The organism is Amycolatopsis sp. NPDC005003, from assembly GCF_053600695.1.
In genome coordinates, this window is sequence record NZ_JBSGAI010000033.1 from 99648 (window position 1) to 125172 (window position 25525).

The 25525-nt window shown below is 72.2% G+C and carries 19 protein-coding genes; 14 read left to right on the plus strand and 5 right to left on the minus strand.

Annotated elements, in window-relative coordinates:
* Nucleotides 1-123 precede the first annotated feature (123 nt).
* Together ACWED2_RS32455 and ACWED2_RS32460 are read right to left on the minus strand one after the other, a co-directional pair.
* On the minus strand, nucleotides 124-1578 hold the full coding sequence (locus tag ACWED2_RS32455; RefSeq protein WP_449694314.1) for an aldehyde dehydrogenase family protein: 1455 nt from the start codon (nucleotides 1576-1578) through the stop codon (nucleotides 124-126).
* A 93-nt stretch (nucleotides 1579-1671) separates the two neighbouring features.
* Nucleotides 1672-2280: a DUF4230 domain-containing protein gene (locus ACWED2_RS32460; protein ID WP_449694315.1), complete on the minus strand. Its 609-nt coding sequence runs from the start codon at nucleotides 2278-2280 to the stop codon at nucleotides 1672-1674.
* Nucleotides 2281-2398: 118 nt separating this feature from the next.
* On the opposite strand from ACWED2_RS32460, the gene ACWED2_RS32465 reads away from it, so the two are divergent.
* Nucleotides 2399-2545, plus strand: a complete 147-nt coding sequence (locus ACWED2_RS32465; protein WP_449694316.1) for a hypothetical protein — start codon at nucleotides 2399-2401, stop codon at nucleotides 2543-2545.
* An 85-nt stretch (nucleotides 2546-2630) separates the two neighbouring features.
* Here ACWED2_RS32465 and ACWED2_RS32470 read toward each other — a convergent pair whose 3' ends face one another.
* Nucleotides 2631-3968 carry a glycoside hydrolase family 6 protein gene (locus tag ACWED2_RS32470; protein WP_449694333.1) on the minus strand — a complete coding sequence of 446 codons (1338 nt, stop codon included), beginning with the start codon at nucleotides 3966-3968 and terminating at the stop codon, nucleotides 2631-2633.
* Between the two features lie 385 nt (nucleotides 3969-4353).
* Between ACWED2_RS32470 and ACWED2_RS32475 the strand changes: the two genes are divergently transcribed.
* Genes ACWED2_RS32475 through ACWED2_RS32490 form a run of 4 tightly spaced genes read left to right on the plus strand, consistent with a single transcriptional unit; the run spans nucleotide 4354 to nucleotide 10643 of the window.
* On the plus strand, nucleotides 4354-6735 hold the full coding sequence (locus tag ACWED2_RS32475; RefSeq protein WP_449694317.1) for a ricin-type beta-trefoil lectin domain protein: 2382 nt from the start codon (nucleotides 4354-4356) through the stop codon (nucleotides 6733-6735).
* 30 nt (nucleotides 6736-6765) lie between these two features.
* A complete protein-coding gene (locus tag ACWED2_RS32480; RefSeq protein ID WP_449694318.1) occupies nucleotides 6766-8208 on the plus strand; it encodes an arabinofuranosidase catalytic domain-containing protein in 1443 nt (480 codons plus the stop codon).
* Nucleotides 8209-8238: 30 nt separating this feature from the next.
* Nucleotides 8239-9663 (plus strand): endo-1,4-beta-xylanase, encoded by a 1425-nt coding sequence (locus ACWED2_RS32485; RefSeq protein WP_449694319.1) that lies wholly within the window; start codon nucleotides 8239-8241, stop codon nucleotides 9661-9663.
* 35 nt (nucleotides 9664-9698) lie between these two features.
* Nucleotides 9699-10643 carry a GNAT family N-acetyltransferase gene (locus ACWED2_RS32490; protein ID WP_449694320.1) on the plus strand — a complete coding sequence of 315 codons (945 nt, stop codon included), beginning with the start codon at nucleotides 9699-9701 and terminating at the stop codon, nucleotides 10641-10643.
* A 273-nt stretch (nucleotides 10644-10916) separates the two neighbouring features.
* On the opposite strand, the gene ACWED2_RS32495 is transcribed toward ACWED2_RS32490, so the two are convergent.
* On the minus strand, nucleotides 10917-11906 hold the full coding sequence (locus ACWED2_RS32495; RefSeq protein ID WP_449694321.1) for a PaaX family transcriptional regulator: 990 nt from the start codon (nucleotides 11904-11906) through the stop codon (nucleotides 10917-10919).
* A gap of 190 nt (nucleotides 11907-12096) precedes the next feature.
* On the opposite strand from ACWED2_RS32495, the gene ACWED2_RS32500 reads away from it, so the two are divergent.
* The 9 genes from ACWED2_RS32500 to ACWED2_RS32540 are packed head-to-tail and all read left to right on the plus strand — an operon-like array spanning nucleotide 12097 to nucleotide 21563.
* A complete protein-coding gene (locus ACWED2_RS32500) occupies nucleotides 12097-13014 on the plus strand; it encodes a transporter substrate-binding domain-containing protein (protein WP_449694322.1) in 918 nt (305 codons plus the stop codon).
* On the plus strand, nucleotides 13011-13886 hold the full coding sequence (locus ACWED2_RS32505) for an amino acid ABC transporter permease (RefSeq protein ID WP_449694323.1): 876 nt from the start codon (nucleotides 13011-13013) through the stop codon (nucleotides 13884-13886). Before ACWED2_RS32500 ends, ACWED2_RS32505 begins: the two co-directional genes overlap by 4 nt.
* A complete protein-coding gene (locus ACWED2_RS32510; RefSeq protein WP_449694324.1) occupies nucleotides 13883-14668 on the plus strand; it encodes an amino acid ABC transporter ATP-binding protein in 786 nt (261 codons plus the stop codon). The genes ACWED2_RS32505 and ACWED2_RS32510 overlap by 4 nt, the downstream gene beginning before the upstream one ends.
* Nucleotides 14665-15804, plus strand: a complete 1140-nt coding sequence (locus ACWED2_RS32515; RefSeq protein ID WP_449694325.1) for a CapA family protein — start codon at nucleotides 14665-14667, stop codon at nucleotides 15802-15804. Before ACWED2_RS32510 ends, ACWED2_RS32515 begins: the two co-directional genes overlap by 4 nt.
* Nucleotides 15801-17039 carry a CaiB/BaiF CoA transferase family protein gene (locus ACWED2_RS32520; protein WP_449694326.1) on the plus strand — a complete coding sequence of 413 codons (1239 nt, stop codon included), beginning with the start codon at nucleotides 15801-15803 and terminating at the stop codon, nucleotides 17037-17039. Before ACWED2_RS32515 ends, ACWED2_RS32520 begins: the two co-directional genes overlap by 4 nt.
* 5 nt (nucleotides 17040-17044) lie before the next feature.
* Complete coding sequence (locus tag ACWED2_RS32525; RefSeq protein WP_449694334.1) at nucleotides 17045-18046, plus strand: 2-hydroxyacyl-CoA dehydratase; 1002 nt, start codon at nucleotides 17045-17047, stop codon at nucleotides 18044-18046.
* Complete coding sequence (locus tag ACWED2_RS32530; protein ID WP_449694327.1) at nucleotides 18043-19266, plus strand: 2-hydroxyacyl-CoA dehydratase; 1224 nt, start codon at nucleotides 18043-18045, stop codon at nucleotides 19264-19266. Before ACWED2_RS32525 ends, ACWED2_RS32530 begins: the two co-directional genes overlap by 4 nt.
* A 20-nt stretch (nucleotides 19267-19286) precedes the next feature.
* Entirely contained in the window at nucleotides 19287-20201 is a 915-nt protein-coding gene (locus ACWED2_RS32535; RefSeq protein ID WP_449694328.1) for a poly(ethylene terephthalate) hydrolase family protein, read from the plus strand.
* 12 nt (nucleotides 20202-20213) lie between these two features.
* Entirely contained in the window at nucleotides 20214-21563 is a 1350-nt protein-coding gene (locus ACWED2_RS32540) for a hypothetical protein (protein WP_449694329.1), read from the plus strand.
* Between the two features lie 14 nt (nucleotides 21564-21577).
* Here the strand turns inward: ACWED2_RS32540 and ACWED2_RS32545 are convergent.
* Nucleotides 21578-25525 (minus strand): DUF6531 domain-containing protein (locus ACWED2_RS32545; RefSeq protein ID WP_449694330.1); only part of this gene is annotated, 3948 nt, incomplete at its 5' end.

The window sequence follows — 25525 nt, forward strand, 5'->3', positions numbered from 1 at the left end:
CGGCCGAACCGCCGGCCCACTGCGGTCGGCGGCACGGTGTCAAGGCACGCTTTCCCGCCTTGAGGTGTGGGTGGCTTGGTCCGGCCAAGCGGAACAGGGTTGCGCAGTCAGCCATCGTCTCGCTCAGTCCGGCCGGATGACGGCCATGCGGGTGACGGTCAGTTCCTCGATCGCGAACCGCGGGCCCTCCCGGCCGATGCCGGAATCCTTGACTCCGCCGTACGGCATGATGTCCGACCGGAAGCCCGGCGCCTCGTTCACGATCACGCCGCCGACCTCCAGTTCCTCCACCGCCGCGAACGCCGTCGACAGGGAGCGCGTGTAGACGCTGGCGTGGAGGCCGTAGCGCGACCGGTTCACCAGCTCGAACGCCGCCGGCACGTCCGGGACCGAGCGGATGGCCACCACCGGGGCGAAGATCTCTTCGCACCACGCCTCCGCGTCTTCGGGCACGTCGAGCAGGATCGTCGGCTCGATGGTGCGGCCGGCGAGGCGGCCGCCGGCCACGAGCTTCGCGCCCGCCCGCTCCGCCCGCTCGATCCAGCTCAGTGCCCGCCGGGTGGCGGCTTCGTCGATCAGGGGCGCCACCCGGGTGGCCGGGTCGCGCGGGTCTCCGGTGGTGAGTTCGCCGATGCGGGCCGTCAGCCTGCCGACGAACTCCTCGCGCACCGGCTCGCAGACGATCACCCGCTGCACCGCGATGCAGGCCTGGCCGTTGAAGTAGAACCCGCCGCGGAGGACGGCGTCCGCCGCCTTGCCCAGGTCGGCGTCGGGGGCCACCACCAGGGCCGCGTTGGAGCCCAGTTCCAGGAGGACCTTGCGGGGCGCCGCGTCCTTCGCGATCCGATGGCCGACTGCGGCCGACCCGGTGAACGACACCGCCGCCACCCGCGGGTCGGTGACCAGCGTGCGCCCGACCTCGGCGTCCCCGGTGACCACCTGGACGAGCTCCGGCGGCGCGCCGTGGCGCTCCGCCGCCTCGCGCACCAGTTCGGCCAGCCACAGGACCGACAGCGGGGTGGCCGGAGCCGGCTTGCAGATCACCGGGCAGCCCGCCGCGATCGACGGGGCGATCTTGTGGCCGGCCAGCAGCAGGGGCGCGTTGAACCCCGCGATGCCCACGACCAGGCCGATCGGCTTCCTGGCCCAGAACCCGACCAGACCGGCGCCGGACTCCTGGATGTCCAGCGGCACGGTTTCGCCGTGGATGTGGGCGACCTCCTCCGCGGTCGCCGACCAGGTGAACAGCGTCCGCGACAGCTCGAGGGCGCAGTCGGCGCGCGTCTTCCCCGTCTCGGCGACGAGCAACTCGGTGAACTCGGCCGAGCGCGCCCGGACGGCGGCCTCGACGTCCAGCAGGATCGACCGGCGCGCCGCCGAGGTCAGCGCGCCGGCCCGCTTGACGACCGCCGCTCCCGCTTCGAGGGCGGTGATCGCGTCGGCCACCGAGCCGACCGGTGCCTGCGCGACCACGGACCCGTCGTAGGGGAACACCACCGGTGCCGAACCGGCGGGGGTGATCCACCCCGGCCCGATCGGCAGCCCGGACCGCAACGGCGGGACGGCGAAGCCCGTCATCGGCAACCTCCTCGAACGACCCTGTCCAGGTAGTACCAGACGGCTCCCGGCCGGCTATGGCAGAGGTCCTTCTTCGTGCGCGCCGGGGAGGGGTCAGCCGGGATTGGTGTCGGCGTACTTGACGGTGATGTTCTTGAAGCCCAGCGACTGCAGCAGGCCGGTCAGCATCGTGCGGGTGTTCCGCTCGGCGTCGGCCACCAGGGAGCTCTTCGCGGCCGCGGCCTGGATCTGCTTCTGGGCGAGCTCGTACAGAGCCTGCTGCGAGTTCGGGTTGCCGCTGAGGAACTCGTTGATCCGCGTGAACAGGCCCTGCTGCTGGGCGTACACGTGGGACTCGTGCACGTCCAGCGTCGCCGGTTCCAGCTGGGCGTGGCCCAAGGTGATCGTGGCGGACTGGCGGTCGTCGGAGACCTGGACCGCCTCGCCCTTCAGCCGCGAGAAGTCCACGTAGGCGTTGTCCGTGCCGACGCCGATGAACAGGGTGTCGCTGCCCACGAGGAAGCTGGGCAGGATCGAACTGGTGGTGATGTCGACGACCACCTGGAACGAACCGCTGGCCGCCTCGTAGCGGGAGAGCTCGACGATCGACTGGAGCAGCACCGGACCCGAGTGCTCCTCGGTCTTCTCGGCGAACGGGTTGCGCAACTGGGGTAACAGGTGCACCGCCGATGCGACGAGCACCGCGGCGATCAGAACCACCACTGCCACAGCCAACGCGACGAGCCGTCTGCCCCAAGCACCCATGCCGCCTGGAATACCCAACCGGCCGCCGGACGAATCGGGCGGTACGGTGTGACCGGCTCCGACGGGAGGGGAATGCGTGCGCAAGTCCGTGTGGCTGTGGATCCTGCTGGCCATCCTCGTCATCCTGGTGCTCGGGATGATCTTCGGCGGCTACCGCAAGGGCACCAAGATCGGGGTACCCGCCGCCCCGGTGGCGGTCCGGATCGTCGACCGGGCGGCCTGATCCGCTTCCGCCGCCCGGTCCGGCCCGCGGTCCACGACGGACGGTGCGTAGCCGGCCGCGCCGGCCGGCTACGCACCGGTGAGCCTCAGGAACAGGACGTCCCGTTGAGCGTCGGCTGCTGGAACGGCGGCGTGCCACCGCTGTAGTCCGCGTTGTAGCCGAGTGTGGTCGTCGCGTTCGTGCCCAGGCTGCCGTTCCACGACGCGTTGGCGACCGTGACGACGTCGCCGCCGTCGGTCCAGGTCCCGTTCCAGCCGTTGGTGACGGTCACGCCGGGTGCGGAGAACTTCAGCGTCCAGCTGCTGAGGGCCGCACCGCGGTTTTCGATGACGATCTCGCCGGTGTACCCGGTCGGCCAGCTGCTGACCACCCGGTGGGTGACCTTGCAGCCGCCGGTCGGCTGCGGGGTCGTGGTGGTCGGCGTGGTGGGGGTGGTCGGGGTCGTGGGCGTCGTCGGCGTCGTCGGGGTGGTGGTCTGGATCGGCCCGGCCGCGATGGCGAGGTCGTAGGCCCGCTGGGGCACGAACTGGCCGGCCGTGGCGATGCAGCCGTCCGCCTCGCCCGGCGGCTTGACCCACAGGAACGCGTCGATCTGGCCGTCGCCGGTCTGGTTGGTGCTCGGGGTGCCGATCGCCCGGCCGCCGGGGTCGCACCACTCGCTGCCCTGCGGCCCGTTGCCGTTGCGGCTCGTGTCCACCACGGCCTTCAGCCGCGAGTCGCCGAGCTGGCCGAGGATCGCCTTGTCGTAGGCCACTTCGTCGGACGTCGAGCGGTAGTTGGACACGTTGGTGGAGATGCCGTCGGCGCTGTTGGAGATGTCGGCGGCCCGCAGCCGCGAGGCGGCGTCGCCGGGGGAGAGCCACGCGGAGTGCCCGATGTCGAAGTACACCTTCGCCTGCGAGGAGCCGGCTTTGAGCTTCTTGCCCGCGTAGGCCATCGACGCCGAGGTCTGGCGCTGCTGGTCGCTGTTCTGGCAGCTCGTCATCTGCGGGAGCACGTCGGGCTCGAGCACGATGGCCGCGGGGCGGCCCGCGAGACCGGCCGCCACCTGGTCGATCCAGGCCCGGTAGGCGTCGTGGGACGGCGCGCCGCCGCTGCTGGCGCCGCCGCAGTCGCGGTTCGGGATGTCGTAGACGACCATGATCGGGATCTTGCCCGCGGCGGCCGCCGCACTGGTGTAGGCGTCCACTTCGCTGCGCACGGTGGACGTGTTCGTGGTGGTGAACCACCGTGCCTGCGGTACCGAGGCGATGCGGTCGCGGATGACCGCGGCGCGGGAGTCGCCGGGGTTCGCCGCGACCCACTTGGCGGCGTTGGTGGCCGGGTCGACGTAGTACGCCGAGGCGGCGGCCTGTGCGCCGGCCCACGTGGTCGTGGCGACGACGCCGGTCACGGCCACCGCGGCGAGTCCGCCGGCTGCCACTGTCCTGCTGCGCATGCACGTTCTCCTTCGAACGACGGGTGGCGCCGGAAACAGTCACTGGGAGCGCTCCCAGCAATCGGTGACTGTAGCCGGGGAAGGCGGCTCGGGAAAGGGGTTGCCGGTGTTGTGCTCGCTCGGCGGCGCGAAAATTACATTTGCGCGATGCGGTGTTTCACGGCCGTGAAACGCCTGTGAGCTGCGGCGATGCCCGTTCCGTGAAGGCGGCGCTGCGTTGTTTCGTAAAGCGCCACCGGCGTCGGAGTCCGGTAGTTGTTCAGTGGCAACGCGGCTGTTAGCGTTAACGCCCGGCGCGTTCGCCGCCGGCCGATTGTTTCGCCGTCAGCCCGAAAGTTTCGCCGCCCCTTCGTCGGAAGTGAGGACAACCATGTTCCGGAGCGCGGGAGCCGCGGCCGCGGCGGTGCTCTTGGCCGTGGCCGGCGGTGTCGTCGCCGCGGCGCCGGTCGCCCAGGCCGCCACCTCGATCACCGTCAACGGGAGTTCGGGCGGCCGCACCTTCGACGGTGTCGGCGCGGTCAGCGGCGGCGGTGGCAACAGCCGCCTGCTGATCGACTACCCCGAGCCGCAGCGCGGGCAGATCCTCGACTACCTGTTCAAGCCCGGCTACGGGGCCGCGCTCCAGATCCTCAAGGTGGAAATGGGCGGGGACACCAACTCCACCAGCGGTGCGGAGCCCAGCCACGCCCACTTCCGCGGCGATCTCGACTGCAACCGCGGCTACGAGTGGTGGATCATGGAACAGGCGAAGGCGCGCAACCCCGGCATCAAGCTGGTGGGCCTGCCCTGGGGGGCACCCGGCTGGATCGGCAACGGCACGTTCTTCTCCAACGACCTGACGGACTACTACCTGTCGTGGCTGGGGTGCGCCAAGCAGCACGGGCTGACCATCGACTACCTCACGTCCGTCCAGAACGAGAAGCAGTGGAGCGCCGACTGGACCGTCACCCTGCGGAACGCGCTCAACGCCAACGGGTACAGCGCCGTCAAGGTGATCTCCGGTGACTCGTGGCCGGGCGACTGGGGGCCGGCGAGCGCGATCTCGTCGAACACGGCCTACCGCAACGCGACCGACGTGCTCAGCGCCCACTACACCTGCGGCTACCTCAGCGCGCAGACCTCCTGCAGCGTGCCGGCCAACGTCACGAACACCGGAAAGACGTTGTGGTCCAGTGAAAACGGCTCCCAGGACTACAACGACGGCGCCAAGCCGCTGGCCCGCGGGATCAACCGCGTCTACCTCGACGGCAAGATGACCGCGTACCTCAACTGGGACCTGATCGCCGCCGTCACGCCGAACATCCCCTGGCCGACCGTGGGGCTGATCCTGGCCAACCAGCCGTGGTCCGGCTACTACTCGGTCGGCAAGGACTCGTGGGCGCTGGCGCACACCACGCAGTTCACCGCGCCCGGCTGGAAGTACCTCGACTCGTCCAGCGGCTACCTGGGCGGCAACCGCAACAACGGCAGCTACGTCTCGCTGAAGTCGCCGAACAACACCGACTACAGCACGATCATCGAGACGATGGACGCCACCTCGGCCCAGACGCTGAACCTGAACGTAACCGGCGGGCTGTCGGGCGGCCAGGTGCACGTGTGGTCGACCAACCTCAACTCGAACAACGGGGCCGACCACTTCGTCCACAGCACCGACATCACGCCGTCCGGCGGCGCCTACTCGCTGACCGTCCAGCCCGGCTACCTCTACACGATCACGACCACCACCGGGCAGGGCAAGGGCAGCGCGACCAGCCCGCCGCAGGGTTCGCTGAACCTGCCCTACAGCGACGACTTCGAGGCGTACGCCAAGGGCAAGGAAGCCAAGTACCTGATGGACATGGAGGGTGCGTTCGAGACCGCCGCCTGCGGCGCCGGCCGCGCGGGCACCTGCGTGCGCCAGGCCGCGACGCAGAAGACGATCCCCTGGAAGAAGTTCGTCGACCCCTACGCGCTGCTGGGCAACATCGCCTGGAGCAACTACACGCTCAGCACGGACGTGCTGCTCGAGAAGTCCGGGTACGTCGAACTCCTCGGCCGGGCGGGCTCGCAGGACACCGGCAACCAGGGCGCGCTGAACGCGTACTACTTCCGGGTGAGCGACACCGGCGCGTGGTCGATCCGGCGCAACAACACCAGCCAGCAGAACACCACGCTGCGCACCGGCACCACGACCGCGCTCGGCACCGGCAGCTGGCACAAGCTGTCACTGGGCTTCTCCGGCAGCACCATCACCGCGTCCGTGGACGGCACCGTGATCGGCACGGTCACCGACAGCACCTTCCCGGCCGGCCAGGTCGGCATCGGCACGGCCGTCGGGGAGACGGCGCAGTTCGACAACCTCGAGGTCGCCGGCTCCGGCGGCGGCACGACGTCCGTCCTGCGCAACACCGGCGCCGGCCGCTGCCTGGACGTCCCGAACGTGTCCCAGACGAACGGCACCCAGGTGACGCTGTGGGACTGCAACGGCGGGACCAACCAGCAGTGGACCCTCACCTCCGGCAAGCAGCTGCAGGTGTACGGCAGCAAGTGCCTCGACGCCGAGGGGGCCGGGACGACCGCCGGCACCCGGGTGATCATCTGGGACTGCTCGGGCGGCACCAACCAGCAGTGGAACGCCGGCACCGACGGGACGATCACCGGTGTCCAATCAGGACTGTGCCTCGCTCCGACCGGCGGCGGCACCGGCAACAGCACGCCGGTCACCCTGCAGGCCTGCACCGGCGGCGGCACCCAGAAGTGGACGCGGGGGTAGCCGCGTCCCGAGCGGACGAAGGAGTTCGCGATGAAGGCACGTTTGAGCAGACTGTGGCCGGCCGTGGTGATCGCCGCGGGCGCGGTGGCCGGCACGGCGACGCCGTCGCAGGCCGCCACCCAGGGGCCGTGTGACATCTACGCGGCCGGGGGAACGCCCTGTGTGGCCGCGCATTCGACCACCCGGGCGTTGTACGGCGCCTACAGCGGCTCGCTGTACCAGGTGCGGCGCGCTTCGGACAACACGACCCGGGACATCGGCGTCCTGAGCGCCGGTGGGGTGGCCGACGCGGCCGCGCAGGACGCGTTCTGCGCGGGAACGACCTGCCTCATCACCGTGATCTACGACCAGTCCGGCCGGAACAACCGGCTCACCCAGGCCCCGCCGGGCGGCTTCCAGGGCCCGGCACCGGGCGGGTACGACAACCTCGCCAACGCGGCGGCCGCTCCGACCACGGTCGGCGGCCAGAAGGCGTACGGCGTGTTCGTGGCGCCGGGCACGGGGTACCGCAACAACAACGCCACCGGCACCGCGACCGGGGACCAGCCGGAGGGCATGTACGCGATCTTCGACGGTACCCACTACAACGGCGGCTGCTGCTTCGACTACGGCAACGCCGAGCGCAACAGCCGCGACAACGGCAACGGCACGATGGAAGCCATCTACTTCGGCAACATCAAGGTCTGGGGCTACGGCGCCGGCAACGGGCCGTGGATCATGGCCGATCTCGAGAACGGCCTGTTCTCCGGCGTGAACCAGCGCTACAACGCCAACGACCCGAGCATCAGCCACCGGTACCTGACCGCGATCATCAAGGGCGGGCCGAACCGGTGGGCGATCCGCGGCGGCAACGCCCAGTCCGGCGGGGTGTCCACCTTCTACGACGGCGTGCGGCCCAATGTCTCGGGCTACAACCCGATGCGCAAGGAAGGCGCGATCATCCTCGGCACCGGCGGCGACAACAGCATCGGGTCGGCCGGCACGTTCTACGAAGGCGTGATGACGTCCGGCTACCCGTCGGACGCCACCGAGAACGCCGTGCAGGCCAACATCGTCGCGGCGGGGTACGGCACCGGTGGCAGCAACACCGGCACCGGGCCGGTGCACGCGGTCGGCGCGGGCAAGTGCCTGGCCGGGGGTGCCCAGAACACGCAGCTGCAGATCGCCGGCTGCAGCGGCCAGCCGAACCAGGCCTGGACGCGCACCTCGGACGGCAGGCTGACCGCCACCATCGGCGGGGCGACGCTGTGCCTGGACGCGTCCGGCCAGGGCACCAGCGCGGGCACGAAGGTGGTGACCTGGCCGTGCAACGGACAGGGCAACCAGCAGTGGACCGTCAACTCCAACGGCACGGTCACCGGTGTCCAATCCGGACTGTGCCTGGACGTCACCGGCGCTTCGACGGCCGACGGCGCGCCGGTCGAGCTGTGGACCTGCAACGGCGGCAGCAACCAGCAGTGGACGTTCAGCTGACGCCGTCCCGGACCGAATCGAGGGCTTTCGATGATCACCGGTGCACCCCCACGGCGGCCGCTCCGGACCGCCACCACCCTCCTCGCGGCAGCCGGCCTGACGGCGACCGCGTTGGTGCTCTCGCCCGGCGTCGCCGGCGCGGCGAGCACGCTCGGCGCCGCGGCCGCGCAGACCGGCCGGTACTACGGCGCCGCCATCTCGACGAGTCACCTGGGCGAGGCGGCGTACGTCAACACGTGGACCGCGGAGTTCAACGGCGTCACGCCGGAGAACGAGATGAAGTGGGACACGGTCGAGCCCAACCGCAACCAGTTCAACTTCGCGCCCGCGGACCGGATCGTGAGCCAGGCGAAGAGCCAGGGCATGAAGATCCGCGGGCACACGCTGGTGTGGTACCAGCAGCTGGCCCCCTGGGTCGGCGGGCTGGACGCGAACAACCTGCGCTCGGCGATGCTGAACCACATCAGCCAGGTGGCCGGGCACTGGAAGGGCCAGGTGATCGCCTGGGACGTGGTCAACGAGGCGTTCGAGGAGAACGGCACCCGCCGGCAGGCGACCTTCCAGCAGAAGCTCGGCGACGGCTACATCGAGGACGCCTTCCGCGCGGCCCGCACGGCCGATCCGGGCGCGAAGCTCTGCTACAACGACTACAACACCGACGGCATCAACGCGAAGAGCACCGGGATCTACAACATGGTCCGGGACTTCAAGAGCCGCGGCGTGCCCATCGACTGCGTCGGCTTCCAGAGCCACCTCTCCGCGAACTCGAACCTGAGCAGCTACCAGGCCAACCTCCAGCGCTTCGCGGACCTCGGGGTGGATGTCCAGATCACCGAGCTGGACGTCGGCGGCTCCGGGACCGGCCAAGCGAACGTGTTCCGGCAGGTGACCCAGGCGTGCCGGGCGGTGACCCGGTGCACGGGTATCACGGTCTGGGGCGTCACGGACAAGTACTCGTGGCGCTCCGGCGACACCCCGCTGCTGTTCGACGGCAACTACGGCAAGAAGCAGGCCTACACCGCCGTCCTCGACGCGCTCGGTGGCGACGACCCGGATCCCGGCGGGGGCACCGGCCCGGTGCGGGCCGTGGCGGCGAACCGCTGCCTGGACGTGCCCGCCTCGTCGACCACCGCGGGTACCCAGGTCGCCATCTGGGACTGCCACAGCGGGGCGAACCAGCAGTGGACCCGCGGCAGCGCGGGCGAGCTGAGCGTCTACTCCGGCGGGACGAAACGCTGCCTGGACACCGCGGGCGGCGGGACCGGCGCCGCGGCGGTCATCGCGAACTGCAGCGGCGGGGACAGCCAGAAGTGGACCTTCACCGGGAGCGGGACGGTCACGAACGGCCAGTCCGGGCTGTGCCTGGACGTGAGCGGCGCGGCGACGGCCAACGGCACCAAGGTGATCATCTGGACCTGCAACGGCGGATCCAACCAACGGTGGGCGGTGAGCTGACCGCGGTCCGGCGGGCGCGGCCGTAGGCTGGCCGGGTGGACGAGCTGCCGGTGGTGACCGAACGCCTGACCGTGCGCCGGTTCGAGGCCGCGGACGTGCCGGCGTTCGCCGCCTACCGCTCGGATCCGGCCGTGGCGCGCTACCAGTCGTGGGACGCGCCGGTGCCGGACGCCGAGGCGAGGAGCCTGGTGGCCGAGTTCGCGGCCGCCGAGGAGGGGGCGCCCGGCTGGTTCCAGTACGCCGTGGAGCTCCGCGGCGGCGGCGGGCTGATCGGCGACGTCGGCGTGTGCGTGGACCCGAACCGGATGCAGGCCGAGCTCGGGTTCACCATCGCCCCGGCGCACCAGCGGCGGGGATACGCGACCGAGGCCGCGCGGTGCGTGCTGGACCGGCTGTTCCGGGCGTTCGCAATCCGCCGGGTGTCGGCGGAGTGCGACGCCCGCAACACCGCGTCCGCTCGGCTGCTGGACCGGCTCGGGTTCCGCCCGGAGGGCCATCGCCGCCGGCACACCTGGCTCAAGGGGGAGTGGACCGACGACCTGCTCTTCGGCTTGCTGGCCGAGGACCGCGGCCGGGCCGCCGAGGTGGACCTCTTCGCCTGCCGGCCCAACCTGCTGGTGCGCGACCTGGCCGCGAGCGTCGCCTTCTACGCGGACGTGCTGGGGTTCCGGGTGGGCTGGCGCTGGTCCGACCGGCAGGCCCGGTTCCTCACCGAGGCGGAGCCGACGGAGCCGGGCACCGCGCTCGTCGGCCGCGATCAGGTACAGCTCATGTTCACCCAGCTCGACGGCACGCACACCACCCGGCTGCACCTGGACGTCCCGGCCGCGGCCCAGGTCGACCGGCTGTTCGCCGAGTGGAGCGGGCGCGGTGCCGCCATCGCCGAGCCGCCGTTCGTGCGTCCGTGGGGGAGGTACGAGATGCGCCTGCACGACCCGGACGGCAACGTGCTCCGGGTGAGCTCCCCGCCGTCACACTAGGCCGGTTCAGGCAGTGCCACCGCTGTTCCAGGAGCGGAGCGGGCGTGAGGCACCGGTTGCTGAGCCTTGGTGAGCCACAGTTTCGGGCGTCTTCGGATGGCGGCCTGGCCGGTGACGTTCTCCGGCTGAGCTCGCCACCGGCCCCGCGGGCTACCCGGTGGAGCCTTTCGAGCGCCGCGGCTGGCGCTCAGCTCCGCTGCGGGAGTGCACAGGACGTTATCGCTGCCGCAGCAACACGCCACATTCCGGCACGACCGGCGCGGGAAGTGCCGTTCACCGGCCGCGGGCTTCGTCCAGCCGGCGGGCTTGTGCGGCCTGCTCGAACGGCGTGTCGCCCGCCGGGTGGCGGTCGCCCAGCTCGGCGAACAAGGCCGCCACCTTGGCCGAGTCGTGGTGGTCGGCGAGGTCCGCCAGCGCCGGGTCCGTTTCCGCCAGTACCTGGCGGAAACGGAACTCCGCGAGCGGGCCGAGCCGGTCGTAGATCTGCAGGAACACCTTCTGGGCCTGGTCGCGGGCCCAGCCGGCGGGCAGCAGTTCCGCCGGCAGGTCCGGGTCGGTCTCCGGGAACCGGCGCCAGTCCACGCGCAGCTCGGTGCGGGTGCGCAACGCCTGCGCGGGGCTGATCAGGCCCGCGTCCAGGCCCGTCAGCACCTCTTCGTAGCGCTCGGCGAACTGCTCGTACTCCCGGGCCAGCGGTTCGAGGTCGAAGGCGGTGGCCGCCGCGGCCGGGCCGGGGACCTCGGTGGCGCGGAACACCGTCGCGCTGCGCAGGTCCAGCTCGTGCAGCGCGGCCAGCGCCGGTTCGGCGAGGTCGTGCGGGCTGATCCAGACCCCGTCGTACAGCGCCGCGAACCGCAGGACCCGCAGCCGCGACCGCAACGCCGTGCGCAGCCCGCGGTCCTGCTCCGGCACCGAAAACGTGACCACCGTCCACTGCCCGTCCCAGTCGGGTGCGGTGGTGCCGAAGGTCAGCATCCGGTGCGTGCGCTCGATGATTACCTCCGACGTCCGCGCCGGGATGCCGTACGCGGTCGTCCGGCCGCTGCGCGACACCGTCAGGAGGCCGCGGGCGGCGAGCCGGCGGATCGCCGCGCGGGCGCTCGCCGGGCTGATGTCGAACTCGCCGAGCAGCTGCACCAGCGCGGCCGACGGGATGTGCTCGTCGCGCCAGTACCAGAAGTCGCCGAGCAGCGAGGTGAGCAGGAGCTGCGGCTCGGCTCCCTGTTGTGCGCGGGGCAGCGGCCCCGAGGGCGGCACTGTCATCGCGCTCCTGCCTCTCCGGGCGGCCGGTCCGCCGCGGGCGTCCATGGTGGCAGCTGCGGCCTGGCCGAGGAACCGAGGGGTTGAATCACGCGACACATCATGCGACGATCGGCGCCCAGATAGCAACCAATCGTTCTCCCAGGTTTCCGCGCCGCCCCTCCCGGGCGGCCTCCCGCAGGAAGAAAACGACATGGGTTCCTCACTTCGTCAATGGCGTCGAAGCGCGCTCGCGGTGGCCGCCGCGGGGTTCGCGGTGACCGGGTGCACGGTCGACGACGGGGCGGCCGCCGCCCCCTCGGCCGCGGCCCTCACCGCCGTCCCGGCGCTGCACGACCAGCTGCCGCAAGCGGTCAAGGACGCCGGCGTCCTCCGGTTCGCCGGGGATTCGCACCCGCCGTACCGCACCGTCGGCCCGGACGGGAAGACGGTCACCGGCATCGACCACGACTTCCAGCAGGCGCTCGGCCAGCTCCTCGGCGTGCGCACCGAAACCACCATCGTCAGCGGGCTCCCGGCCGCGTTGCAGGGCATGCTCAGCGGCCGGTACGACGCCTTCAACGGGCCGGTGAAGGCCACCGCCGAACGCGAAAAGCAGTTCGACACCGTCACCTGGATGACCACCCGTACCTCGTACGTGACCCCCACCGGCTCCGCCGCGGGCATCAAGCAGGCCGCCGACCTGTGCGGCAAGCGTGTCGCGGTGGTCACCGCCAGCGTCGTCGAGGACCAGCTCGGCAAGCTGTCCGCGTTCTGTGAGCGCTCACAGAAGCCGGCCGTGCAGGTGGTCGGGCTCGACGACACGAACGCCACCCTGCTGGCCGCGAAGTCCGGCCGCGCCGAGGCGGCCGGGATGACCCAGGCCGCCGCGATCGACGTGACCACCCAGCAGAAGGGGCAGTACGAATACGTGACGCAGACCGAGGAGCAGGGCGCCACGAAGGACAACCTGGCGCTCTACACGCCGAAGTCCGCGAAGCTCGGCCCGGTGCTGCAGAAGGCGTTCGAGGAGCTGTTCCGCAACGGCACCTACACCCGGATCATGAAGCAGTGGGGCCTGACCGACGTGACCATCCCGCAGCCGCTGTTCGACGTGGCCACCGCGAAATGACCGCCGTGTCCACAGTGGAGGAGACGACGCCGTCCCGCGACGACGTCGCCGGGGCACGCGGCCGGTTCCGCCCGCTACGCTGGCTGTTCGTGCTCGCGCTGGCGGTGCTGGCCGCGCAGCTGGCCGTCTTCTTGGCCGGCAACGACCGCTTCCAATGGGACGTCGTCGCGAAGTACCTCTTCGAGAAGAGCGTCATGGCGGGCCTCGGCACCACGGTGTTGCTGGCCGTCGCGGCGATGGTGCTCGGGTCGCTGGCCGGTGGCGTGGTCGCGGCGATGCAGCTGAGCGGGTTCGCCCCCGCCCGGTGGGTGGCGACGCTGTGGGTCGGGCTGTTCCGCGGCATCCCGCCGCTGGTCCAGCTGATCTTCTGGTTCAACCTCGCCTACCTGCTCCCGAAGCTGTCGCTCGGCATCCCGTTCGGCCCGGTGTTCGGCACCTGGGACGCCAACACCGTCATCACGCCGCTGACCGCCGCGGTGATCGGCCTGTCGCTGGTCGAATCGGCGTACCTGGCGGAGATCTTCCGCGCCGGGGTGTCGTCGGTCGATCCCGGCCAGCGCGACGCGGCCCGCGCGATGGGCTACCCGCCGGGCCAGACCCTGCTGCGGATCGTGCTGCCGCAAGCGATGCGGGTGATCATCCCGCCGGCCGGCAGCCAGTTCATCAACGTGCTCAAGGGCACCGCACTCGTTTCGGTCATCGCGATGTCGGACTTGCTGCACTCGGTCCAGGTGATCTACAACCGCACCTACGAGATCGTGCCGATGCTGCTGGTCGCCTGCTTCTGGTACCTCGTGGTGGTCACCGCGCTGACGGCCGGGCAGCGCCGGCTGGAGCGCCGGTTCTCCCGCGGCCACCGGAGTGCCCGGTGAGCGCGCCGGTGCTGCGGATCAGCGACGTCCGCAAGGAGTTCGGCGCGGTGACGGCGCTGGCCGGGGTCAGCCTCGACGTCCGCGAAGGGGAGACGGTCGTGGTGATCGGGCCGTCCGGGTCCGGCAAGTCGACCCTCGTCCGCTGCGCCCACCAGCTGGAGCCGATCGACGGCGGCGCGCTGTACCTCGACGGCGAGCTGCTGGGCCACCGGCGCACGCCGGGCGGGCTGCGGGCGCTCACCGAGCGGCGGATCGCCGCCCAGCGGCGGCGGATGAGCATGGTGTTCCAGCAGTTCAACCTGTTCCCGCAGTTCACCGTGCTGCGCAATGTGACCGATGCGGCCATCCGGGTGCACGGCCGCGACCGGTCCACTGTGGAGCGGGAAGCGCGGGAGCTGCTGGCGCGCATCGGCCTGGCCGGGCGCGAGGACCACTACCCGCGGCAGCTGTCGGGCGGCCAGCAGCAGCGCGTCGCCATCGCCCGGGCCGTGCTGGTCCGGCCGCGGATCATGCTGTTCGACGAGCCCACCAGCGCGCTCGACCCGGAGCTGGTCGACGAGGTGCTGGCCGTGCTGCGCGACCTCGCCGCGGCCGGGACGACGATGGTCGTCGTCACCCACGAGATGGCCTTCGCGCGCGAGGCCGCGGACCGGTGCGTGTTCATGGAAGCGGGCCGGATCGTCGAAGAGGGCCCGCCGGACGAGCTGTTCACGCGGCCCCGGACCGACCGGTTGCGCGCCTTCCTGTCCCGCCATCTGTCCGAAACGGAGGGTGCATCGTGATCACCGTCGGCGCGGTCGGCGACCTCATCCTGGACGAGCCGGAACCCGAGTTCTTCCTCGCCCCGGCCGCGCCGGTGCTGCGGGGCATGGACCTCGCGATCGGGCACGTCGAGGTGCCGCACTCGACCACGGCCGTCCAGCAGAGCACCGACGTCCCGGCGCCGCCCGCGGATCCCGAGGCGTTGAAAGCGGTGGCCGGGGCCGGGTTCGAGGTGGTCACCCTGGCGGGCAACCACGTCCTCGACGCCGGTGCCGGCGGGCTGGCCGACACGATCGCCCACGCCCGCGCCGCGGGCATGGTGCCGGCGGGTGCCGGGGCGAACCTCGCCGAAGCCCGGCGCCCGGCGCTCGTCGAACGCGGTGGCCTGCGGATCGGGGTGCTGTCCTACAACTGCGTCGGCCCGCGCGAGTCCTGGGCCGGTTCCCGCAAGCCCGGCTGCGCGTACGTCCACGTCCTCACCCACTACGAGCTGGACCACGCCAGCCCGGGCGGCCCGCCGAAGATCTACACCTTCGCCGACCCGGACAGCCTGGACGCGATGGCCGGCGACGTGCGCCGCCTGCGGGCCGAGGCCGACGTCGTGCTCGTGGCGCTGCACAAGGGCGTCGGCCACACTCCGGTCGAGGTGGCGATGTACGAGCGCCCGGTCGCCCGCGCGGCGGTCGACGCCGGTGCCGACGCGGTGTTCTCCCACCACCCGCACATCATGCGGGGCATCGAAGTCCACCGAGGACGACCCATCTTCCACGGCCTCGGCAACTTCGCCACCGTCACCCACGCCCTGACCCCGGGCGCGGGCGTCGGCGCGGACGAGCTGCGCGCGTGGGCCGAGCGGCGGACGAAGCTCTACGGCTTCGCGCCGGACCCGGACATGCCGTTCTTCCCGTTCCACCCCGAAAGCCGCAACACCGTCATCGCCTTCTGCCGCTTCGACGGGACCGGCCTGCGCGAAGCCGGGTTCATCCCGTGCCGGATCGACGACCGGGGCCGCCCGGTGCCGGTCGGTGGCACTCCGGAAGGCGAAGCCGTCACCCAGTACGTCGAGGACATCACCCGCGGAGCCCGGCTGGGCGGCCGGTTCACCACCCGCGGCGCCGAAGTGCTCGTCGATCTCACCGAGGGGGTTCCCACATGACCGACCAGCCACTGGCCGGCCGCACCGTCGTCGACCTGACCACCGCGCTCGCCGGGCCGTACGCGACGCTCCTGCTCGCCGGGCTCGGCGCGACCGTGATCAAGGTCGAAAACCCCGCCACCGGCGGGGACTCGTCTCGCAACAACGCGCCCTACGTCGGCCGCGACGGGCTCAACCTCGCCCGGCGCCACGACGACGACCTCTCGGTGTCGATGCTGCTGCGCGGCCGCAACAAGCTGAGTGTCACGCTCGACCTGAAGAACCCGCGCTCGCACGCGGTGTTCACCGACCTCGTCCGCGACGCCGACGTGCTGGTGGAGAACTACAGCCCGGGCGTCACCGACCGGCTCGGCATCTCCTACGACCACGTCCGGGAAATCAACCCGCGGCTCGTCTACACCTCGATCAGCGGCTTCGGCGCCCAGGGCGGCCCGGGCTCGGGCAAGGCGATGGACTCGATCATCCAGGCGCTCAGCGGCGTGATGATGACCGCCGGCGAGCCCGACGAGGGCCCGGTCCGGTTCGGGCTGCCGATCGGCGACCTCCTCGCGCCGCTGTTCGCGGTGGTCGGCACGGTGTCCGCGCTGCTGCAGGCCGAGCACACCGGCGAGGGCCAGCACGTGGACGTCTCGATGCTCGGCGCGCTGACCTCGCTGGTCGCCTGCGAGCCGTTCGACGCCTTCGACGCGGTCGGCCTGCCGCAGCGCACCGGGTCGATGGTGCCGCGGCTGGCTCCGTTCGGGATCCTCCCGGCCCTTGACGGCTACGTGGCACTGTGCGCCCCGACCGACGCCTTCGCCCACGGCGTGCTGCGTGCGATCGGCCGCCCGGAGCTGGCCGAGGACGACTGCTACCGGACCCGCGACCAGCGCGTCCGCGCGGCCGGCGAGCTGCACGGGCTCATCCGGGAATGGTGCCGGGTGCGGCCACTGGAAGACATCCTCGCCGCGTTCACCGCCGAAGGCGTCCCCGCGGCGGAGGTGCGCGAACCGCGCGAGGCGGTGCGGGATCCGCTGGTCCTGGCGCGCGAGGAGGTCGTGCCGCTGCGGCACCCGCGCCACGGCGACGTCGCCGACCTGGCCGGCACCGGGGTGCCGATCCGGTTCTCCGCCGCCCGTGTGGCGCTGGACCGGCCGGCGCCGGGGCTGGGGGAGCACAACGAGCACGTCTACCGCGAACTGCTCGGCTACACCGAACAGCAGCTGGCGGACCTGGTCGCGGAGGCGGTCATTTGAGCACCGTGGGGTACGTCGGCGCCGACGTCCCGGTCGAGCTGATCACCGCGGCGGGCCTGCGGCCGCTGCGGCTGACCGGGAAGCCGGGCGAGGACAGCGCGCTCGGCGACCGCTACCTCGGCCGCGGCGTGGACCCGGTCGCCCGGTCGATCCTGACGCGCATCCTCACCGGGGACTACGGCCCGCTCGAAGCCATCGTCGTCTCCCGCGACTGCGAAGCGTCCTTGCGCCTGTTCTACGCCCTGCGGGAGCTGCACCGGATCGAGCCGGCGCTGGGGCTGCCGCCGCTGCGCCTGGTGGACGTCCTGCACCTGCCGCACCACACGACCACCCGGTACGTCCACGCGAAGATCGCCCAGCTGCGCGAATGGCTGGGCCGCTGGCGCCCGATCGGCGACGACGACCTCGCCGCGGCCATCACCGCGCACGACACCCTCCGGCGGTCACTGGGCAGGCTCGCCGCGCTGCGCCAGGCGAACCGGCTGAGCGGCACGCGGTTCCTCGAAACCGTCGCCGCGACCACCGCGGTGCCGGTCACCGACGCCATCGCGCTGGTCGAGCGGGCGCTGGCCGAGCCGCGCGAGACCGCGGGGGTGCGGCTGTTCCTCACCGGCAGCTCCCACGACCACCCGGCGGTCTACGAGACGTTGGAGCGCACCGGTTTCCTCGTCGTGGGCGAGGACCACGACTGGGGCGAGCTGCTCTTCGCCCGCACCTGCGCGGCGCCGACGGAACTCGCGCTCGCCGAGCGTTACCAGCACAACGGCCCGTCCGCGCCCCGCGCGTCCATCCGCCACCGCGCGGCGCACACCGCCGCGGCCGCCCGCGCCTGCGGTGCGGAGGTCTTGCTCTCCTACGCGCGGGTCCACGACGACGCGCCGCCGTGGGACTTCCCGGAGCAGCGGGCCGCGACCGGGCTTCCCGCGGTGTCGGCGCAGCGGCAGCCGTACGGCGAGCTGACCGAGGACGCGCTCGCCGCGCTGGCCCCGGCGGGAGCCGCGGCATGACCGCCCGGCTGGCCTCGGCGACCACCGCCACCACCTACCAGCGCGAGTGGTTCGCCCGGCTGCGGGAGGAGCCCGGCCCGCTGGCGCTGGTGAACGCGGACGCGCCCCAGGAGATCTTCCGGGCGATGGACATCCCGTACGTGGTCAACCAGTGGTGGGCCTCGATCGTCGCGGCGAAGCGCCAGACCCAGCGCTACCTGGGCCTGCTGCGCGACCGCGGCTACCCGGACTACATCGAGCAGTACAGCGCGACGTCGCTGGCGTCGGCGTTCGAGGACGACCCGGGCCAGGCACCGTGGGGCGGGCTGCCGACGCCGTCGATCGTGCTCGGCGAGACGACCGGCGACGCGTCCCGCAAGATCTTCGACGTCTGGGACGCGCAACCCGGCGTCACCTACTACCCGCTGGAGAGCGCGGCGGAGAACGCGGTGCCGGAGCGGTGGTGGGAGCTGATGCCGCACCGCTGGGAGGAGGCCATCGGCCGCGACCGCCTCGACCTGCTGACCGGCGAGCTGACCGGGCTGATCCGGTTCCTCGAGCAGACCACCGGCCGGGTGTTCTCCGAGACGCGGTTCCGCGAGGTCCTGGACCTGGTCAACGAGCAGCAGGAGTGGAACCGCCGCACCCGCGACCTGATCGCCGCCGCCCGGCCGTGCCCGATCGCCGTCACCGACGGCATCCCGAGTGTCATGGTGCCCCAGTGGCACCGCGGCACCGAATGGGCGCGCGACGCCGCCCGCGCGTTCCACGACGAGGTCCGCGACCGGATCGACGCGGGTGTCGCGGTGTGCCGCCACGAGCGGCTGCGGCTGATGTGGATCGGCCGCGGGCTGTGGTTCGACCTGGACTTCTACCGGCGGTTCCAGGAGTCGCACGGCGCGGTCTTCGTGTGGTCCATGTACCTCGCGATCGCCGCGGACGGCTACCTGCGCTACGGCGAAGACCCGCTGCGCGCGCTGGCCGCCCGCTTCGCCGCCTTCGGCGACCAGCTCTACACGCCGCCGTGGTCGGCGGAGTGGTACGTCAAGGAAGCCCGCCTCCACGGCGTCGACGGGGTGGTGCACCTGGTGTCCGACGACGCCCGCGGCGGCTACTTCACCACCCGGGCCCTGCGGGCGGCGGGCATCCCGGTGCTGGAACTGCGCGCGGACAACGTCGACGCCCGCACCGGCGACGGCTTGACCGCGCGGATGACCGCCTGGCTCGACGAACTTCCGTGACCGTCCGGAAAGGACATTCGATGGGAAACGCCTGGCTCAAGACCGCTCTCGTCGCCGTCGTGGCGGCGCTCGCCGGGGTCACCGCGGCCACCCCCGGGACTTCCGGCGCCGAAGCCGCGACTCCGCCGGCGGCCGAGGTGTTCCACCCGGTCGTCCGCGAAGGCGCGGCGAAAACCGGGGACTACGCGGCCGAGTACACCGTCTACCGGCCCGCCGACCTGGACCGGGTGCGGGGCCGGCTGCCGGTCGTGGTGTTCGGCAACGGGGCCTGCCGGCACACCAGCAACGACGAGCTGCTGACCCTCGAAACCCTGCTCGCCGCGCACGGGTTCGTCGTCGTGGCGGTCGGCGGGTTCGACGAGCCCGCGCTGACCGAGAACGGCTCGCCGGTCCCGGCGGTGATCACCGACGCCATCACCTGGGCCGAGCGGGAGAACGGCCGCCGGGGGAGTGCGCTGCGGGACCGGCTCGACCCGCGGCGGATCGGCGTCGCCGGGCACTCGTGCGGCGGCCTCGAAGCCCTCGTCGCCGGGGCCGATCCGCGGGTGAAGTCGGTGCTGTCGCTGGACAGCGGGTTCTTCGCCGACGGCACCTTCGGCTACGGCCGGGAGCGGCTGCGGAACCTGCACACGCCGGTCCTGTTCGCCGACGGCGGCCCGAGCGACGTCGCCTACGCCAACAGCGGCGAGAACTACGACCTCGTCACCGTGCCCGCGGTCCGGGCGACCAACGCGGCCGCGGGCCACACCGGCTTCGTCTACGGCCAGCGCGACGGCAGTCCCGACCCGAGCGTCCGCGAGGAGGCCGTGCGGGTCCTCGTCGCCTGGTTCGACTTCACCCTCAACGGCAACCGCACCGCGCGCGGTTACCTCGTCGGCGCGGGCTGCGGCCTGTGCGTCACGCCGGGCTGGACCGTCACGGCCAAGAACTTCTGACAGGAGCGAGTCATGAACCGGAGATTCTGGGGCGGCCTCGCCGTGGCCGCCTTGCTGGCGACAGTGCCCGCGACCGCCCACGCGGCCTCGCCGTGCCCGGCGGCCGCGTGCACCGAAGGGCAACTGGCCGACGGGACGCCGTACGCCTTCGCCAAACCGGCCCGGTGGAACGGCGCCGTGCTGGTGGACCTCGACTTCGCCGCGGGCGGCCTGACGAGCCCGCTCACCGCGAGCCTGGTGGACCGCGGCTACGCGGTGGGCGGCACCACGCGCACGATCAGCAGCTGGAACATCGCGCGGGCCATCGACAACCAGGCGGAGGCGCTCGCGGCGTTCGAAGCCGCGTTCGGGCGAGCGCGGTACGCGATCGCCGAAGGCCGCTCGATGGGCGGGATGGTCGCCGCCGGGGTGGCGCAGGTGTACCCAGGCCGGTTCGCCGCGGCGATCCCGATGTGCGGGGGTCTCGGCGGCGCGGTCGGGCAGTGGAACCAGAAGCTCGACACGGTGTTCACGCTGAAGACGCTGCTGTTCCGCGACACGGCGCTGCCGGTGACCGGCATGCCGGCCGACGTCCCGGGCACGCAGCGGCAGTGGCTTTCGGCGGTGACGTCGGCCCAGGACACGGCGGCGGGCCGGGCCCGCATCGCACTCGCGGCGGCGATCGGCCAGCTGCCGGGCTGGGGCGTGGCCCCGGACGGCTCGCCGACGCCGGTGCCGGACGCCCGCGACGCCGACGGCGTCGAGCAGGGCATGTACCTCGCGCTGGCGGGTGGGCCGCTGCCGTACCTCGGCCAGGCCGTCAGCAGCCGCCGGACGATCGAGCAGCTGGCGGGCGGGAACCCGTCCTGGAACACGGGAGTGGACTACGTACGCCAGTTCGCGCAGGCGGCACCGGAGCAGCAGGACGTGGTGCGCCGGCTGTACGCGCGGGCCGGGCTGGACCTGCGCGCCGACTTCGCCCGGCTCGCCGCGGCCCCGCGTGTCCCGGCCGACCCGGCGGCGGTCGCGTACCTGCGGCGGGGCATCGTGTTCACCGGCGAGCTGCGGATCCCGGTGCTGACGGTCAACGGCACCGGCGACCAGATTTCGACGGTCGCGCAGCAGTCGTCGTACGGTTCGCTGGTCCGCCGCGCGGGCAACGAGCCCCTGCTCCGCCAGACGTACGTGCAGACGGCGGGCCACTGCACGTACACGACGGGCGAACAGCAGGCGGCGATCGACCGCACGCTGACCCGCCTGCGCACCGGCCATTGGCCCGACACGGCACCCCGCACGATGAACGCGCTGGCCACCGCCGCGGACGGCGCCCCGGGCCGCTACCTGGCCTATGTCCCGCCCCGCTTCAACCGCCCTTACCCGTGACCCGCAAGGCATCGTCAGCGGGTCTTGCGGTCCCAGATCACCACCGGGGGTGCGTCCGGGTAGTCGGTGTCGTGGGCCCAGACCTTGTCGACCTTCGGGTTGTGGCGGAGGATCGGGAACTCGTCCATGTCGAAGACGTTGTTCGGGCGGCGGGAGGCGAGCTCGTCGCCCTGACCGGGCCAGCCGCTCGATTTGCCCGGGGTGTTCGGCAGGGCGATGTGGACGTCGCCTTCCGCGTTGTGGGCCAGCGCCTTCGAGGCGTCCTTCCAGACCTTCTCGCCGTTCGGGTGGTTGTCGGAGAACTTGGGCATCTCGACGCCGTTGTCCTTCAGCAGCCCTTCGAGGGTGTTGCCGCCGTTCTTCTTGGCCATGTCGATCGCCGGGTCCTCGATCGAGCCGTGGTACTTCGACTCCGTGACGGGCTTGCCGGTCGCGGGGTCGACGACCGAGTCCTTGATGTGCCCGCCGGACCAGAACCAGGACTTGTCCTTGCCCGGCGCCATCATCTCGTCCCACTTCTTCGAGAACTTGGCGTACTGCTCGTCGGTCATGTTGTGCGGGCGGATCTTGCCGTCCGGGTCGCGGAACTCGTCGAGGCCGTCCGGCTTCTTCGACCCCGGCGGGAGCTTCGCCGCGTCGCCGCCGCCCGCCGGGTTGTCCGGGGACTTCGGGCCGCCCGTCTTGCCGCACGGGCTCTGCACCAGGCCGAGCGGGTCGCTCTGCAGGTGGGGCTGCGCCACGTAGGCCACCGGGTCGGGCGCCGCGGCCAGGCCGAGCGGGTCCTGGCTCAGGTACCGCCCGGTCCGGGGGTCGTAGTAGCGGTAGACGTTGTAGTGCAACCCGGTCTCGGCATCGCGGTACTGGCCCGGGAAGGCCAGCGGCATCGGCGCGGTGCCGGACGTCGACGGCAGCAGTTCGCCCCAGAAGCTCGTGCGCGCCTGCCAAGCGACGCCGCCGTCCGGGCCCAGTAGCTCGGTCGGCGTGCCGGCCGGGGACGTCACCACCGGGTGGAACCGCACCTCGGCCCCCCGCTGCTCGACCTGGACCACCGGCCGGCCGTCGTCGGGATGCCGCTCCCAGGTGAGCACGCGCGAGGACCCGTCGTCGGTCAGCTCGATCTCCTCGACGAGCTCCGCGCCACTCCAGACGAACCACGTCTCGGCCGTCTGCCGCGGTGCGCCGCCGTCGCCGAGCACCCAGCGGCGCTTGGCGAACCGGCGGCCGAGCGGGTCGTAGCGGTAGGTCCAGAACGACTCGTCCGGAGCGATCACGGCCACCAGCCGGTCCAGCTCGTCCCAGACGAACCGCCATTCCTCCGGCCCGGCGGGGGTGACGCGCACCCGGCTGGTCACGCGGCCCTGCGGGTCGTGGCCGTACCGCGTCCCCGCGGGCGGGACGAGCCGGCCCGCCGCGTCGTAGGCGAAGCGTTCGACGCCTTCGGGCGCGTGCACCTCCGCGACGCGGCCCGCCGGGTCGAACCCGAACCGGACCGGCCGCGGGTCGTCGATCGCGGCGAGCCGGCCGTCCGGCGTGTAGGTGTAGGCGCGCCGGCCCACGCCGGCGATCGTCTGCTCCGCGAGCCGTTCGGCCGCGTCGAAGACCTGACGCAGCACTTCCGAGCCATCGACCGACCGGCGCACCTCGCGACCGGCTTCGTCGTACTCGAACGCGATTTCGTGCCCCGCGACGCGCAGTGCCACCGGGCGGTCGCCCTCGTACCGCCACTCACTGTCCATTCCGGACACAGTGGTGCGGTGGACACCGGCGGCGTCGTAGGTCCAGCGCACGCCGACGCCGTTCAGGGTCTCTTCGCGCACCCGTCCGCGTTCGTCGCGGACGATCTGCAGGACCGATTCGTTGTTGATCGCGTACTCGAGCTGCCCCAGCGCGTCGTAGGCGTACCCGGTGACACCGGTCGCGGTCCGCCGTTCGACGACGTTGCCGAGCACGTCGTAGGCGTACTCGGTGACTTCGCCGAGGCCGTTGGTCATCCGCCGCAGCTGCCCGGCCTCGTCGTAGGCGTAGCTCAGCCGGCGCCCGTCGAAGTCGGTCTCCTCGACGAGCCGCCCGGCCGGGTCGTAGGTGTAGCGCCAGGTCTGGCCGCGCGGGTTGGTCACGGCGACCAGCCGGAGCTCGGCGTCGTAGCCGTACGCCGTCCGCGCGCCGTCCGCGTCGAACTCCTCGATCGGCAGGCCGAACGGGCCGTACGTGCGCCGGATCGTCCGCCCGGCGGCGTCGCGGTGCTCGACGACCCGGCCTTCGCCGTCGTGGCGCCAGCTCTCCCGCTCCCCGCCGGGGCCGATCCGCCAGGAGCGCTGCCCTTCGGCTGTCCAGCCCAGCCGGGCCGCGCCACCGGAGGCGGTGTGCACCAGCCGCGGCCGGCCGAACGGGTCGCGGTCGCCCGGCCGCGCCGCCGCGGTGATCACCGGTTCCTCGCCGAACGGGTCGGTCGCGCCGTCGACGCGCAGCCGGGTCGAAACACCGGGGAGCGCGGCGTACGGGTCCGACGCCGGGGCCACGGCCCGTGCGTCGCCGGCCCGCAGCTCCACCTCGCCGGTTCCGGTGGGGGTCAGCCGCACCACGGAACCGTCCGGCCGCGTCACCGTCGCCAGCACGCCGTTCTCGTAGCCGTAGAAGGTGATCCGGCCCAGTTCGTCGGCTTGCGACAGCAGGTCGTCGTACCGGGTCCAGGAGTACCGGCGCGTGTGCCCGAGCGGGTCGGTCCGCTCGACGAGCTGGCCGGCCTCGTTCATCCGGTACGTCCAGGTGTGGCCCAGCGCGTCGGTGTGCCGGGTGGTCCGGGTCCCGGTGTCGTAGGTGAACGTGCCGTTGAGGTAGCGCTCGGCGCCGACGCTGCGGACGCAGCGGCCTTCGGCGTCGTAGACGTAGCGGTACCAGGTGCCGGTGCGGTCCTGCCAGCCGACGATCCGGTCTTCGACGTCGTAGTCGAGGTTCACCGGGCGCCCGGTGAAGCCGGCGATCTGGGTCAGCTGGCCGAGCCGGTTGTAGCCGTACCGGACGACCGGCGCGCCGCCGGGCACGCCCAGCGCGGCGATCCGGCCGGTGACGGCTTCGACGCTGATCTCCGTGCCGTCGTTGCGGCGCAGCAGCCGCGGGGCACCGTTCGCGTCGTGCTCGATCGTGGTGCGGGCGCCGCCCTGCTCGATGACGGTCAGCGGCAGCACCTGGCCGGCGGCGTCGGCGAACACCAGATCGCGGACGCCCGTCGAGAGCCGGTAGCCCCCGTCGGTCCGGCGCAGCGGGTGGCGCGGGCCTTCGATCGGCAGCACGGGCCGGTCGCCGTCCGGCCGCGGGTACACGAGGACCATGCCGTCTTCGGCGAAGAACCGCAGGTGCTCCCGGTCGGCCTCCAGCCGCTGGTCCAATGTGGACGCCCAGGACCGGCCGAACCACCGGCCGGCGCGGTAGGCCGACAGGTGCGTGCGCGACAGTTCGAGGTCGCCCGCGTCGCCGGGCAGCGTCAGGTCGACCTGCTTCAGCACGACCTCGCCGGTGGCGACGTCCACCGGGTCGGAGACGCAGACCTTCTTGTCGTCCGGCACCGCGCGATCCCGCGGGCCGTCGCCCTTGGGGTCGCCCTTCGGCTTGCCGCCGCCGTCGGGCCCGCCCTTCGGCGTGCCACCGGGCGGGCCGTCCTTCGGGGGCGGCGGGGTGTCGGCCGGCGGGTCGCTCTTCGGCGGCGGGTCCGTCTTGGGCGGGGGATCGGCCTTGGGTGGCGGGTCGCCCTTCGCACCCGCCGCGCTGGTGCTGTCGTCGCCCTTCGGCGGTGGGTCGCTCTTGGGTGGCGGGTCGGTCTTGGGCGGTGGTCCGTCCGGGCCGCCCTTGCCGTTGGGGCCGCCGATGTCTTTCGGGCCGCTCTTGATGTCCGCGTGCTTCGGCGGCGGCGCGGTCTTACCCGGCTTGATCTTCCGCAACGCCTTCGCCGCATCCGAAAACAGATC